Raw genomic sequence first — 12,839 nt, forward strand, 5'->3', positions numbered from 1 at the left:
TTTAAATTTGCAGGATGCGGAAACTGGTGTGGGCGCTCGTCGCCGTCGTGGTCGTGGCGCTGCTCGGCTTCTTCGTCGCCCCATGGGTATACGGGACGTTCATCGCCGAGGACGATGCGCCCGCCGCGTCCGTCTCGACCGAAGGTGCCGAAGCCGCGACCGGTGAGCTCGACGGGGAGTGGACCGTCGTCGAGGGTGCCGAACCCAACCGCACCGCCGCCGGCTACACGGTGCACGAGATCCTGCGCGGGGCCGACGTCACCGTGGTGGGCAGCACCGATCAGGTCTCCGGTTCGGCGACCATCACCGACGGCACCCTCGAGGCCGCCGAGGTCGTCGTGCAGGTCGAGGGCATTACCACCGACAGTGGCCAGCGCGACGGCCAGTTTCGCACTCGGGTGATGGACACCGCGGCGCACCCGACGGCGACGTTCGCCCTCACCGAGCCGGTGGATCTGACGTCCCTGCCCGACGACGGCAGCATCGGTTCCGTCACCGCGACCGGCACGCTCACCCTGCGCGGCGCCGAACGGCCCGTGACCGTCGACGTCGACGTCCTGCGCACGGGTGAGCGTCTCGTGGCGTCGGGGAGCATCCCCACCACCTGGACCGATTACGGCGTGGAGCCGCCGAACCTCGGATTCGTGACGGTCGACGGCGCGGGCAGCGTCGACTTCCTCGTCACGTTCGAGCAGAACTGACGTTCTCGGTCTCCTCCGAGTGGGTCTGTTTCGGCGCCCAGCCGGGCGGGCCGAAGGCGTAACCGAGCTTGTCGCGGAACGTCCCGGCCGTACGCCAGTCGCGGGCGATCGCCCGGTACTCGTGCGTCTGCAGATCCCAGATGTTGTACGTGCCGACGGGCTTGGTGAGCCCGTAGGTGGGCCGGTGGTCCTCGGCCTTGAAGGTGCCGAACATCCGGTCCCAGATGATGAGGATGCCCGCGTAGTTGCGGTCGAGGTAGTCGGGATCGGAGCCGTGGTGCACCCGATGGTGCGAGGGCGTGTTGAACACGAATTCGATCGGGCGGGGGAGCGTGCCGACCCGCTCGGTGTGTACGAAGAACTGGTAGACGAGGCTGACGGAGAAGCCGACGAAAACCATCCACGGTGGGATGCCGATCAAGGGGAGCGGCAGCCACATGAGGATCTCGCCGCTGTTGTTCCACTTCTGGCGCAGCGCGGTCGCGTAGTTGAAGTACTCGCTCGAGTGGTGCGCCTGGTGGGTCGCCCAGACCAGGCGGACGCGGTGCGCCATCCGGTGGTACCAGTACCAGAGGACGTCGATGCCGACGAGCAGGATCACCCACGTGTACCAGGCGTCGGCGGGCAGGTGCCAGGGTGCGACGTAGACCCACAGTGCCGAATATCCGACGAGGGCCAGCACCTTCCATGCGGCGCTCGTGACGATGGAGACCAGACCCATCGAGATGCTCGCGCGTGCGTCCCGCTTCTCGTAGCCGCCGCGCGGGGGGCGGGTGCGTCCGTCGGGGCCCGGCTCGACGTGTTCGAGGGTGCGGGCCGCGATCCATTCGAGGACCAGGAAGGTGAGGAAGGCGGGAATCGCCAGGGTCACCGGATCGTGGAGGGGGTCGAGCAGCGACCCCCACGATTCCTGCAGGGTTTCCCACATCGCAACGACCTCCGATAGCTGTGAACAACCGTCCACATTACCGCTGGTGTGGCCTGGATCACCAGGGCCCTCGAATCGGGACCCGGGTGGCGACTCGCGTCCTCACGATTCCGGGTGGTTCGGTATTGCTGGTAGGAATTGACCCGTCCCGTCGAGACGGGCCGGCCGACGACATCACGCAGCGCGAGAGGCATGGCATGCACATCACCGCGAGGGTCGACTACGCCGTGCGGACCCTGCTCGAACTCGCGGCGATCGAGGACGGTCGCCTGACGAAGGCGGAGACCCTCGCGACGGCGCAGACCATCCCGCACAAGTTCCTCGAGGCCGTTCTCGCCGACCTGCGTCGCGGTGGGTTGGTGAACAGCCGGCGGGGACCGGAGGGCGGTTACTGGCTCGCGCGACCCGCGACCGAGATCTCCATTGCCGACATCATCCGCACGGTCGAGGGCCCGCTGGCGTCGGTGCGTGGCGAGCGGCCCGAGGGCGTCGTCTACAGCGGGGCGGCCGAACGACTGCAGGACGTGTGGATCGCGGTGCGTGTGAACCTGCGCGCCGTGCTCGAAGAGGTATCGCTCGCGGATGTCGTCACGGGAGACCTCCCCGGTTTCGTGGAGGATCTTACGAAGGATCCGGGCGCCTGGGAGCGTCGCCGGGTGTGAAGCCCGCGATAGGCCGGGAACGCCTGTGGGCGATGTCATAAATTTGCATGACTCTGCAAACTTACAGAACTCTGCAAAATCAGTAACCTGGATGGAGTGACCATCACTCCCGGCCTGCGCGACCGCAAGAAGGCGGCCACTCGTGCGGCTCTCGCGACCGCCGCGGCCGAACTCGCTCGTGAACACGGTCTGGCCGCCGTGACGGCCGATGCGATCGCAGCGCGCGCGGGTGTCTCGACCCGCACCTTCCACAACTACTTCGCGAGCAAGGAAGACGCCGTCCTCGCGTATCTCGAGACCCGGGTCGAGGAGTGGATCGACCTGCTGCGCGATCGTCCCGCCGACGAGGACATCATGGATTCGCTGCTCACGGTGGCCCTGGACGTCGTGCAGAACCCCGACTGGCCGTTCGGCGAGATCGTCGCGTGCATCACCCTGCTCGAGGAGAGCAACGTGCTGTTGTCCCGGCAGATCGAGGTCGAGCGGCGTTCGTCGCAGTTGCTCGTCGAGATCATCGCCGAACGCACCGGCACCGACCCCGATGCCGACCTGTACCCCTCGCTGCTGAACTACGCCGCCATGGGCGCCGTGCGCGCGGCCATGGAGACACACGCGACCGGGACGACGGACCGGTCGGTCGAAGAGCTCATCCGCGAGGCGTTCGACCAGCTCCGACGCGGATTCTCCTGATTCCGGACCTCTGCCCGTTCCGACCATCCGACCCCACCAGGATCTTCCGACATAGAAAGGGTGCCCCGTGGCGACCTACCTGTACCGGCTGGGCAAGTTCGCCCACAGACGGAAGGGCGCAGTGCTGTCCTTCTGGATCGCGCTGCTCGTGCTCTTCGGGGTCGGTGCAGCAACCCTGTCCGGGCCCACCACGGACGCGTTCACGCTTCCGGGCACCCCCGCGCAGAAGACCCAGGACCTCATGGCGGAGCGGTTCCCGTCGACCGAAGATCCGATGAACGGGCTCAGCGCGCGTTACGTCTTCGCCGCGCCCGACGGGCAGACGCTCGACGACCCCGAGAACCTGGCCGCCGTCGACGAGGTCCTCGCCGCGGTCCGCGGCATCGACCGCGTCTCGCCGCCCGCCAAGGTCGACCCCGCCACCGCCTCGCCGGAGGAACAGGCCGGCGCGCTGGTCAACCCGGTCCTCGCCGACGCCGGTCTCGTCGAGCAGATGAAGGCCGTCGCCGCGCAGCAGGGCACCCCCGAAGAGGCTGCGCTGTCCGACGCTCAGGCCCTGTCGCCGCTGAGCGCCGACCGCACCGTCGGCTTCGTCACCGTCCCGTTCGAAGGCGAGATCACCGACGTCGACCAGGCCCTGCGTGACCAGATCTTCGACGCCGCCGAGATCGGCCGTGACGCCGGCCTGACCGTCGAGGTCAGCGGTACGGCTGCCGCCGAGATGGGCATGCCCGGTGGCACCGCCGAACTCATCGGCATCGGCATCGCCGCGATCGTGCTCACCCTGACCTTCGGCTCGCTCGTCGCCGCCGGACTTCCGCTGGTCACCGCACTCGTCGGCGTCGGCATCGGCAGCCTCGGCATCACCATCGCCTCCGGCTTCGCCGACCTCAGCTCGATGACCCCGACGCTGGCGGTCATGATCGGTCTGGCCGTGGCGATCGACTACTCGCTGTTCATCGTCTCGCGCTTCCGGCACGAACTCACCATCACCTCTGATCGCACCGAGGCCGCCGGCCGTGCCGTGGGCACCGCCGGTTCCGCGGTCGTCTTCGCCGGCCTGACGGTCATCATCGCCCTCATGGCGCTGAGCGTCGTCGGCATCCCGTTCCTGTCGGTCATGGGTTACGCTGCCGCGTTCACGGTGCTCATGGCCGTGCTCATCGCCGTGTCGCTGCTGCCCGCCGTGCTCGGACTGTTCGGGGAGAAGGCCTTCGCCGGCCGCATCCCGTTCCTGAACAAGCGCGGTTCCAACGACGACACCCCCAAGGCGGGCGCCAAGTTCGTCGGCCTGATCACGCGACGCCCGGCCATCCCGCTCATCGCCGGTGTGGTCCTCCTCGGTGCGCTCGCGCTGCCCGCCACCGGACTGAACCTCGCCCTTCCGTCGGAGGCCACCGCCGACCCGGCGACCAGCGCCCGCAAGGCCTACGACCTGGTCGACGAGGGATTCGGTCCCGGACGCAACGGCCCGCTGGTCGTCGTCGTCGACACCCAGAACGCCGACGTGGAGGCCCCAGTCGCGTTCGGTGCCGTCGTCGGCAAGCTGTACGAGAACGACGAGGTCGTCAACGCCCAGATCGTCGCGGTGAACGAGGCGGGAGACACCGCCCAGATCCTCGTCACTCCGCGCAGCGGCCCGACCGATCCCGCGACGATGGACCTCGTCCAGAGCATCCGCGACGGCGAGACCGAGCTGAACGAGGAGTTCGGCCTGTCCTACGGCGTGACCGGCCAGACCGCGCTCGAGGGCGACGTCTCCGACAGCCTCCAGAGCGCACTGGCTCCGTACCTCGCGGTCGTCGTCGGCCTCGCCTTCATCCTGCTGATGCTGGTGTTCCGCTCGATCCTGGTGCCGCTCACCGCAACCCTCGGCTTCCTGCTCAGCGTCCTGGCGACCTTCGGTGCCACCGTCGCGGTCTTCCAGGAGGGCTGGGGCGGCCTGATCGCCAACCCGCAGCCCATCGTGAGCTTCATGCCGATCATCCTCATCGGCGTCGTCTTCGGTCTTGCGATGGATTACCAAGTGTTCCTGGTGACGCGTATGCGTGAGGACTACGTCCACGGCGCGAGCGCACTCGAGGCCGTCCGCAGCGGCTTCGCACACGGTGCGCGCGTGGTGAGCGCAGCGGCGATCATCATGATCTCGGTGTTCGCGGCGTTCATCGCCGAACCGGACTCGCTGATCAAGTCGATCGGTTTCGCACTCGCCGCGGCGGTCTTCTTCGACGCCTTCATCGTCCGCATGGTCATCATCCCGTCGGTGATGGCGCTACTCGGCGACAAGGCGTGGTGGCTGCCGAAGTGGCTCGACCGGATCCTTCCGAACGTCGACGTCGAGGGCGAGAAGCTCACCCGCGAGCTCGGTGCCACCGAGCCCGCACCGGAATCCGCACGCGTGTGACGAACCCCCGGGCGGCCACGTACCCGACGCGGTGCGTGGCCGCCCGGATGGATCGTGAAGATTGCTGCAGGGAGTCGCAGGTAGCGTAATGCCCATGTTGCTACGGCTGTTGCGCCGCTTCATGGCGCCCTATCGGGGTGCCCTCGCGGGGGTCGTACTCCTGCAGCTGGTCGCGACCGGGGGCATGTTGCTGCTCCCGAGTCTCAACGCCGACATCATCGACAACGGCGTGGCGACCGGGGACATCGATTACATCGTCCGGACCGGTCTGCTGATGCTCGTCATCAGCGCCGTCGAGGTCGGCGCCGCGACCGGTGCCGTCTACTTCGCGGCGCGCGCCGCGATGGGCTTCGGCCGCGACGTGCGGCTCGCGCTCGTCCGGAATGTGGGGCGGTTCTCGGCGCGCGAGTTCGGGACGTTCGGTGCCCCGTCGCTGATCACCCGCAACACCAACGACGTGCAGCAGGTTCAGATGCTCGTGCTGATGACCTGCACCATCGTCGTGACCTCCCCGATCATGGGGATCGGTGGCGTCATCATGGCGATCCGCCAGGACCCCGGCACCTCGCTCGTGCTGGTCGTCGCCGTCCCGGTGCTGATCTTCACCATGGCCGCGCTCATCGCGCTCATGCTGCCCGGCTTCCGGGTCATGCAGAAGCGCATCGACTCTGTGAATCGGGTGTTGCGCGAGCAGATCACCGGCATCCGCGTGATCAGGGCATTCGTGCGCGACGAAACCGAGAAGGCCCGCTTCGACGGCGCCAACGACGACCTCACCGCCACCGCCTTGCGCGTCGGCCGCGTGAACTCCGTGCTGTACCCGGCGGTGCTGCTGATCTCGAATGTGAGCACCGTCGGCGTCCTGTGGGTGGGCGCCCACCGTATCGACTCCGGTGCGATGCAGGTCGGCTCCATCACCGCGATGATCACCTACATCGCCCAGATCCTCATGGCCGTGCTCATGACGTCGTTCGTCGCGATCATGGCTCCGCGCGCCGCGGTCTGCGCCGAGCGCATCCTCGACGTGCTCGACACCGAACCGACGGTGTCTTCGCCCGCCGAACCGGTCCGCGAACTCCCGACCCGCGTCACCCTCGAACTCCGCAATGCCGGTTTCTCGTATCCCGGTGCCGACGCTCCCGTGCTCAGCGGGGTGTCGTTCCGCGCCGACCCCGGTTCCACCACCGCGATCATCGGCGGCACCGGATCGGGCAAGAGCACCATGATGCGCCTCGTGCCGCGGCTCATCGACGTCACCGCCGGGCAGGTGCTCGTCGCGGGTGTCGACGTCCGGGCGCTCGACACCGACGTGCTGCGCTCGCGCATCGCCGTCGTGCCGCAAAAGGCCTACCTGTTCTCCGGCACCATCGCCGACAACCTCCGGTACGGACGCGCCGACGCCACCGACGACGAACTGTGGCACGCCCTCGAGGTCGCGCAGGCCGCCGACTTCGTCCACAAGACCGAGGACGGACTGAACACGGTCCTCTCCCAGGGCGGCACCACGGTCTCCGGCGGGCAGCGGCAGCGCCTCGCGATCGCTCGCGCCCTCGTCCGCCGGCCCGCCATCTACCTGTTCGACGACGCCTTCTCCGCACTCGACCCGGCGACCGACGCCCGCCTGCGCGCGGCGCTCGAACCCGAGACGCGCGACGCGTGCGTGCTCATCGTCGCGCAGCGGGTCTCCACCGTGCAGGACGCCGACCGCATCGTCGTCCTCGACAACGGCGTCATGGTCGATTCCGGGACGCATCTCGGTCTGCTCGGCCGGTGCCGGACGTACTCGGAGATCGTCGAGTCGCAGAGGATGGCCACGATATGACGACTCCGGAAGCGGCGGCACCGTCGCGTCTGCGCACCGTCCGCCGGGTGCTCGGCCTGCTCCACCCGCACCGCTACGCCGTCTACTCGGTGCTGCTCTCCGCCTTCCTCGGCGTCGTGAGCATGTCGGTGGCGCCCTTCGTGCTCGGCCGCGGCACCGACGTCATCTTCGACGGGGTGGTGGGCATGCAGTTCCCCGCCGGACAGACCAAGGAAGAAGCCGTCGCCGGTCTGCGCGCCGAGGGCCGCGACCAGTTCGCCGACATGGTCTCGGGGATGGACGTGGTGCCCGGACTCGGCATCGACTTCTCGGCCCTCGGCCGGATCCTCGTCATCGTCCTGGCGCTGTACCTGCTCTCGTCCGGTCTGATCTGGGTCGCCGCCTACGGCCTCAACGAGATCGTGCAGCGCGTCGTGCGCGACATGCGGTCGCGGATCGAACGCAAGATCCACCGGTTGCCGCTGCGGTACTTCGACACGCATTCGCGCGGCGACCTGCTCAGCCGCGTCACCAACGACATCGACAACGTCGCGGCGGGCATGCAGGAGTCCATCTCCCAGCTCGTCCTCGCGGTGCTGACGCTGCTCGGTCTCGTGGTGATGATGCTGTTCATCTCGCCGATGCTCGCGCTCGTCGCGATCCTGACCGTCCCGGCGTCGGTCGTGGCGACGGCAGTGATCGCGCGTCGCTCGCGCAAGCACTTCCTCTCGCAGTGGGAGACGACCGGCAAGCTCAACGGGCAGATCGAGGAAGCCTTCACCGGGCACGAGCTCATCACCGCCTACAGCCGGACCGCGGAGGTGCAGCGACGCTTCACCGACACCAACGAGTCGCTGTACCAGGCCTCCTACCGCGCGCAGTTCGTGTCCGGACTGGTGATGCCGTTCGTGACCTTCCTCGGCAACGTCGGCTATGTCGTCATCGCCGTGCTCGGTGGTCTGCGGATCGCGTCGGGCACCGCGACGCTCGGTGAGATCCAGGCGATGATCCAGTACTCGCGTCAGCTCGTGCAGCCGCTCGCGCAGATCGGCGCGATGGTCAACCTCCTGCAGTCGGCGTCGGCGTCGGCCGAGCGGGTGTTCGCGGTGCTCGACGAACCGGAGGAGGAACCGGAGGTCGCGGCGCCGACGATGCCGTGGAGCCGGCACGGACTCGTCGAGTTCGAGAACGTCGCCTTCTCGTACACCCCCGATCGGCCGCTCATCGAGAACCTGTCGTTGCGGGCCGAACCGGGTCAGATGATCGCGATCGTCGGACCCACGGGCGCCGGCAAGACCACCCTCATCAACCTGATCCTGCGCTTCTACGAGGTCGACGCGGGCCGGATCCTCGTCGACGGCGTGGACATCCGTTCGATGTCCCGCGACGAACTGCGCTCGCGCATCGGCATCGTCCTGCAGGACACCTGGCTGTTCGGCGGCACCATCCGCGAGAACATCGCCTACGGCAATCCGTACGCCACCGAGAACCAGATCATGTCCGCGGCCAGGATGAGTTACGTCGACCGTTTCGTGCGGGCCCTACCCGACGGCTACGACACGATCATCGACGAGGAGAACGACGGCAACCTCAGCGCCGGTGAGCGTCAGCTCATCACGATCGCGCGGGCGTTCGTGTCCAAGCCGTCGATCCTCATCCTCGACGAGGCGACGAGCTCGGTCGACACCCGCACCGAACTGCTCGTCCAGCAGGCCACCGCGCGATTGCGCGACGACCGCACCAGCTTCGTCATCGCTCACCGCCTGTCGACCATCCGGAACGCCGACCGCATCGTGGTGATGGAGGACGGACGGATCGTCGAACAGGGCACCCACGAGGGGCTGCTCGAGGCGGCCGGTGCGTACGCGAGGCTGTACGACGCGCAGTTCAAGGCACTCGTGGAGTGAACGCGGGAGACTTCGGCGCGGCCTGATACAAAACATTCCGTCCTCGCGGGCGGGACGGGACACTTCTGGCCATGACGGAGGTGCGGACAACAGCGGTACGGTCACCTTTCGATCTCCTGCGCTCTGCGCGACCGGGGGTCTCCGTGCGATCTGGACGACCGGGGGTCTCCGTGCGATCTGGACGACCGGGGGTCTTCCGGGTCGACGAGACCACACCGGCGGGGCGGATCATGCAGCATCTGCGACGTGGGGGACCGGCGACGCGCACGATGCTCGCCGATTTCACGGGCCTGTCGGCGTCGACGGTCAACCGGGCGGTGACGTCGTTGCTCGAGCACGGGTTGCTGCGCGACCGCCCCGATCTCGCTCCGCGGGGACGGGTGGGACGGCCGCACGTGCCGGTGGAGGTGGACACCGAACGGGGTTTCCTCGCCGGTATCCATCTGGGGGAGCGGGAGACCCGGGTGGTTTCCGGCGACCTGCTCGGACGGGAACTGCACCGGACGACCTTCGCGACACCGGCGTCGGTGTTCGACGTCTTCGCCGCGATCGGTGCGGCGCTGCGGGTGCACGAGTCCCACCAGCGGGGCAGGCAGCCGCTGTGGGCAGGGCTCGCGGTGGGTGGTCTGTACGACGAGCACCGAGGGGCGCTCGACCACCCGCGACTGGGCTGGTGCGAAGCGCCCGTGGACGTGTTGTTCCGGGCGATCGTGCCCACGCCGTACACGGTCGTTCCGTACGTGGAGGCGGTCGCGGAGGTCGAATACCGCCGGTGCGAGAGCGCCTTCCGGCGACGACCCGAGAGCTGGCTGTATCTGTGTGCGGAGGAATCGATCTCGATGGCGTGGCTCGTGGACGGCCTCGCACGGTCCTCGGCCGACGACATCGAATCGTTCTGTGCTGTACTCGAACCGGGGAGCGCCGATGGCACCGACCCGTCGCCGAACCAGGCGGTGCTCCTCGGCCGTGCGGTCGCGCTGGTGCGCGACGTCGTCAATCCCGACGTGGTGACCGTCGGTGGTGAGCTGTTCACCCGACATGGACGGGAGCGCGAGGACGTGTCCGACGGTTACCGGCAGCAGTCGTCGTACAACGATGTGCCACTGCGGTTCTCGGAAGCCGATGACGATCTGCGGTCGGCGGCGGCGCTCGGTGCGGCGTCGCGGGTGATGTATGTCGACCCGATCGGCGCGATGCAGGCGCGGTGAGACGACAAGGTCTGGCGCATGCCGCTGACCGAGGTGGGGCGTCAGGCCGCTCCCGTTTCGGAAGGTCGGATTCCGGGAGGTCAGTGCAGCACTTCGCGCGCGGTGCGACGGACCGCATCGGTCAGCGCGTCGAGCACGGGGGAGTCCAGCCGCCACCGCTGCCAGTACAGCGGCACGGCGATCGGGTCGTCCGGGGCCAGGCTCACGAGATCGGTCGTGTCGGCGACCATCGCGTCGGGGAGCATGGCCCAGCCCAACCCCAGCCGCGCGGCCTCGACGAATTCGAGGGCGCCCGGAACGTAGTTGCGCGGCGGATTCAGCCGCCGCCGGGTCCGCTTGCGGACGAAGCGATCCTGCATGTCGTCCTTGCGGTCGAAGGTGAGCATCGGGGCCTCCCGCAGTTCGGTGGGGGTCATGCCCTCGGGGAACCAGCGTTCGGCGAAGTCCACGCTCGCCATCGCGTGATAGCGCATGGCGCCGAGCTTCTCGGACGTGCAGCCCTGCACGGGTTCGGGGACGGAGGTGACCGCTGCCATGGCGGTTCCGTCGCGCAGCAGATCCGTGGAGTGGAACTCGTCCTCGCGGTGCAGTTCGAACAGGGCTCGGTAGCGCACGGGCATCCGGGCCAGGGCGCGCAGCATCCAGGTGGACATCGAGTCGGCGTTGACGACGAGCGGGATCGTGGCGTAACTCCCGGTGTCGGCGCCGAGACCGAGTTCCTCGGAGGCGTCCTGCTCCAGCCGCGCGACCTGCCGGGCGAGCCGCATCACCACTTCGCCGGCCGCGGTCGCGCTGACGGGCCGGGTCCGTCGCAGCAGTACCTGACCGACGTGTTGTTCGAGCGACTTGATGCGTTGGCTCACCGCGGACGGTGTGACGCGAAGAACAGCCGCCGCACCCTCGAAAGTGCCCTCGTCCAATACCGTTGCAAAAGTGCGAAGTTGAGCGAAGTCGAGATCCACATTAAGAAACTCTAATGCAGGTACAGCAAAATCAACTGTTCTTATCTCGACAGGATTCCTAGCGTCGATGCCATGTCACTCGTCGTCGCCGGATTCGTCACAGGTCTGTCCCTCATCGCCGCCATCGGTGCGCAGAATGCCTTCGTCCTGCGCATGGCGATCGCGCGACGATTCGTGCTGCCTGTGATCGCGATCTGCGTGATCTCCGACGCCGTGCTCATCACCGCGGGCATCGCCGGGATCGCGACGATCCTCGACCGCGCTCCCGGCGCGATCGACGTGATCCGTTGGGCGGGTGCCGCTTTCCTCATCTGCTACGGACTCTTCGCGGCACGTCGCGCGCTGAAGCCGTCGGCACTGTCCGCTGCCCCGGGCGGTGCCGTCACCATCGGCGCGGCCCTGCTGACCTGTCTGGCGCTGACCTGGCTCAACCCGCACACCTATCTCGACACCGTGCTCATGCTCGGTTCGGTGGCCAACCACTACGGAAACCCCGGCCGGTGGTGGTTCGGTGCCGGGGCGATCACCGCGAGCGTCGTGTGGTTCGCCGCCCTCGGGTACGGGGCCCGCTATCTGCGCGCCTGGTTCGCCAAGCCGTCCTCGTGGCGCATCCTCGACGGTGGCGTCGCGGTCCTGATGCTCGGCCTCGGTGCCGGACTCGTCGCCTCGTCCTGATCACTCATCTGCGTCCCGTGGGGGCGCGGTCGGGCTCGAGATGGCTGAACACCACGACACCGGGCAGCGCCTCGGCGAGATCGGCCTCGATGCGGTCGAGCAGGTCGTGCCCGGCCCGCACCGTCCAGTCGCCCGGCACCCGCACGACGAGGTAGACGAAGCGCTGACGTCCCGACTCGCGGGTGCGCGGCGGCAGGATCGTCACCACCCCCGGTTCCCGATAGCGGTCGAGGACGGCGTTCACCGCCGTCACGTCCTCCGGGGGAAGAACCGCGTCGAGCATGCCGACGACCGCCTGCCGCACGAGGCCGAAACCGATCCGCAGGATGTTCAGGGCGACGAGGATCGCCACGATCGGGTCGAGCACGTCCCACCCGGACAGCGCGACCAGCGCAACGCCGACGAGCACGCCCGCCGACGTCCACACGTCCGTCAGCAGGTGTTTCCCGTCGGCGACCAGCGTGATCGACCGGTGTGCCCGACCCTGCCGGATGAGCAGCAGACCGACCACGAGATTGAGCGCCGACGATCCGGCCGACAGGAGGAGACCGAGTCCGACCTCGGTCACCGGCTGCGGTGAGATCAGGCGCTCGACCGAGGTCCACAGGATCACCGTCGCGGCGGCGAAGACCATGGTGCCCTCGACCGCGGCGGAGAGGTACTCGGCCTTCCCGTGCCCGAAATCGTGGTTCGCATCGGCCGGCTTCGCGGCGAGACGTAGCGCCGCGAGACCGACGAGCGCCGCGACGAGGTTGACCCCGGATTCGAGTGCGTCCGACAACAGACCCACGGATCCGGTGATCCACGCCGCCGATGCCTTCAGCAGCATCGTCGCGAGCGCGGTCGCCACCGACAGCAGCATGAACCGCATCAACAGGCGGTGCTGCTGCGCAGAGGGCAC

Annotated in this window: 11 protein-coding genes; 8 read left to right on the plus strand and 3 right to left on the minus strand. The window is 68.2% G+C overall.

Translation table 11 applies throughout. The features are described from left to right. Window positions 1-14: 14 nt before the first annotated feature. Window positions 15-701: a YceI family protein gene (locus RBB84_RS22455; protein WP_006552531.1), complete on the plus strand. Its 687-nt coding sequence runs from the start codon at window positions 15-17 to the stop codon at window positions 699-701. Here RBB84_RS22455 and RBB84_RS22460 read toward each other — a convergent pair. Continuing rightward, window positions 682-1,629, minus strand: a complete 948-nt coding sequence (locus RBB84_RS22460) for a sterol desaturase family protein (RefSeq protein ID WP_064257245.1) — start codon at window positions 1,627-1,629, stop codon at window positions 682-684. The genes RBB84_RS22455 and RBB84_RS22460 overlap by 20 nt on opposite strands. 197 nt (window positions 1,630-1,826) lie before the next feature. On the opposite strand from RBB84_RS22460, the gene RBB84_RS22465 reads away from it, so the two are divergent. The 6 genes from RBB84_RS22465 (at window position 1,827) to RBB84_RS22490 (ending at window position 10,301) form a co-directional block, all read left to right on the plus strand. Then, the gene (locus tag RBB84_RS22465; RefSeq protein ID WP_006552529.1) at window positions 1,827-2,291 is read left to right on the plus strand and encodes an Rrf2 family transcriptional regulator; all 465 of its coding nucleotides are present in this window, start codon (window positions 1,827-1,829) and stop codon (window positions 2,289-2,291) included. Between the two features lie 96 nt (window positions 2,292-2,387). Beyond that, on the plus strand, window positions 2,388-2,981 hold the full coding sequence (locus tag RBB84_RS22470; RefSeq protein WP_006552528.1) for a TetR family transcriptional regulator: 594 nt from the start codon (window positions 2,388-2,390) through the stop codon (window positions 2,979-2,981). 67 nt (window positions 2,982-3,048) lie between these two features. Beyond that, the gene (locus RBB84_RS22475) at window positions 3,049-5,385 is read left to right on the plus strand and encodes an MMPL family transporter (RefSeq protein ID WP_064257244.1); all 2,337 of its coding nucleotides are present in this window, start codon (window positions 3,049-3,051) and stop codon (window positions 5,383-5,385) included. A gap of 94 nt (window positions 5,386-5,479) precedes the next feature. Next, the gene (locus RBB84_RS22480; protein WP_006552526.1) at window positions 5,480-7,207 is read left to right on the plus strand and encodes an ABC transporter ATP-binding protein; all 1,728 of its coding nucleotides are present in this window, start codon (window positions 5,480-5,482) and stop codon (window positions 7,205-7,207) included. Then, a complete protein-coding gene (locus RBB84_RS22485; RefSeq protein ID WP_064257243.1) occupies window positions 7,204-9,093 on the plus strand; it encodes an ABC transporter ATP-binding protein in 1,890 nt (629 codons plus the stop codon). Before RBB84_RS22480 ends, RBB84_RS22485 begins: the two co-directional genes overlap by 4 nt. Before the next feature lie 170 nt (window positions 9,094-9,263). Continuing rightward, on the plus strand, window positions 9,264-10,301 hold the full coding sequence (locus tag RBB84_RS22490; RefSeq protein WP_039958153.1) for a helix-turn-helix domain-containing protein: 1,038 nt from the start codon (window positions 9,264-9,266) through the stop codon (window positions 10,299-10,301). Window positions 10,302-10,381: 80 nt separating this feature from the next. Here the strand turns inward: RBB84_RS22490 and RBB84_RS22495 are convergent, their stop codons facing one another. Next, the gene (locus tag RBB84_RS22495; protein WP_024102747.1) at window positions 10,382-11,263 is read right to left on the minus strand and encodes a LysR family transcriptional regulator ArgP; all 882 of its coding nucleotides are present in this window, start codon (window positions 11,261-11,263) and stop codon (window positions 10,382-10,384) included. A 72-nt stretch (window positions 11,264-11,335) separates the two neighbouring features. Between RBB84_RS22495 and RBB84_RS22500 the strand changes: the two genes are divergently transcribed. Beyond that, window positions 11,336-11,938: a LysE/ArgO family amino acid transporter gene (locus RBB84_RS22500; RefSeq protein ID WP_006552522.1), complete on the plus strand. Its 603-nt coding sequence runs from the start codon at window positions 11,336-11,338 to the stop codon at window positions 11,936-11,938. Window positions 11,939-11,942: 4 nt separating this feature from the next. On the opposite strand, the gene RBB84_RS22505 is transcribed toward RBB84_RS22500, so the two are convergent. Further along, complete coding sequence (locus RBB84_RS22505) at window positions 11,943-12,809, minus strand: cation diffusion facilitator family transporter (protein WP_170318520.1); 867 nt, start codon at window positions 12,807-12,809, stop codon at window positions 11,943-11,945. Window positions 12,810-12,839: the final 30 nt, after the last annotated feature.

The sequence above is a fragment of the Rhodococcus sp. D-6 genome, from assembly GCF_040256695.1.
Classification (GTDB): domain Bacteria; phylum Actinomycetota; class Actinomycetes; order Mycobacteriales; family Mycobacteriaceae; genus Rhodococcus; species Rhodococcus pyridinivorans.

Coding starts and splice junctions, on each gene's coding strand:
- RBB84_RS22455 (WP_006552531.1), top strand. CDS start 15: ATGCGGAAACTGGTGTGGGCGCTCGTCGCCGTCGTGGTCGTGGCGCTG.
- RBB84_RS22460 (WP_064257245.1), bottom strand. CDS start 1,629: ATGTGGGAAACCCTGCAGGAATCGTGGGGGTCGCTGCTCGACCCCCTC.
- RBB84_RS22465 (WP_006552529.1), top strand. CDS start 1,827: ATGCACATCACCGCGAGGGTCGACTACGCCGTGCGGACCCTGCTCGAA.
- RBB84_RS22480 (WP_006552526.1), top strand. CDS start 5,480: ATGTTGCTACGGCTGTTGCGCCGCTTCATGGCGCCCTATCGGGGTGCC.
- RBB84_RS22485 (WP_064257243.1), top strand. CDS start 7,204: ATGACGACTCCGGAAGCGGCGGCACCGTCGCGTCTGCGCACCGTCCGC.
- RBB84_RS22500 (WP_006552522.1), top strand. CDS start 11,336: ATGTCACTCGTCGTCGCCGGATTCGTCACAGGTCTGTCCCTCATCGCC.
- RBB84_RS22505 (WP_170318520.1), bottom strand. CDS start 12,809: ATGCGGTTCATGCTGCTGTCGGTGGCGACCGCGCTCGCGACGATGCTG.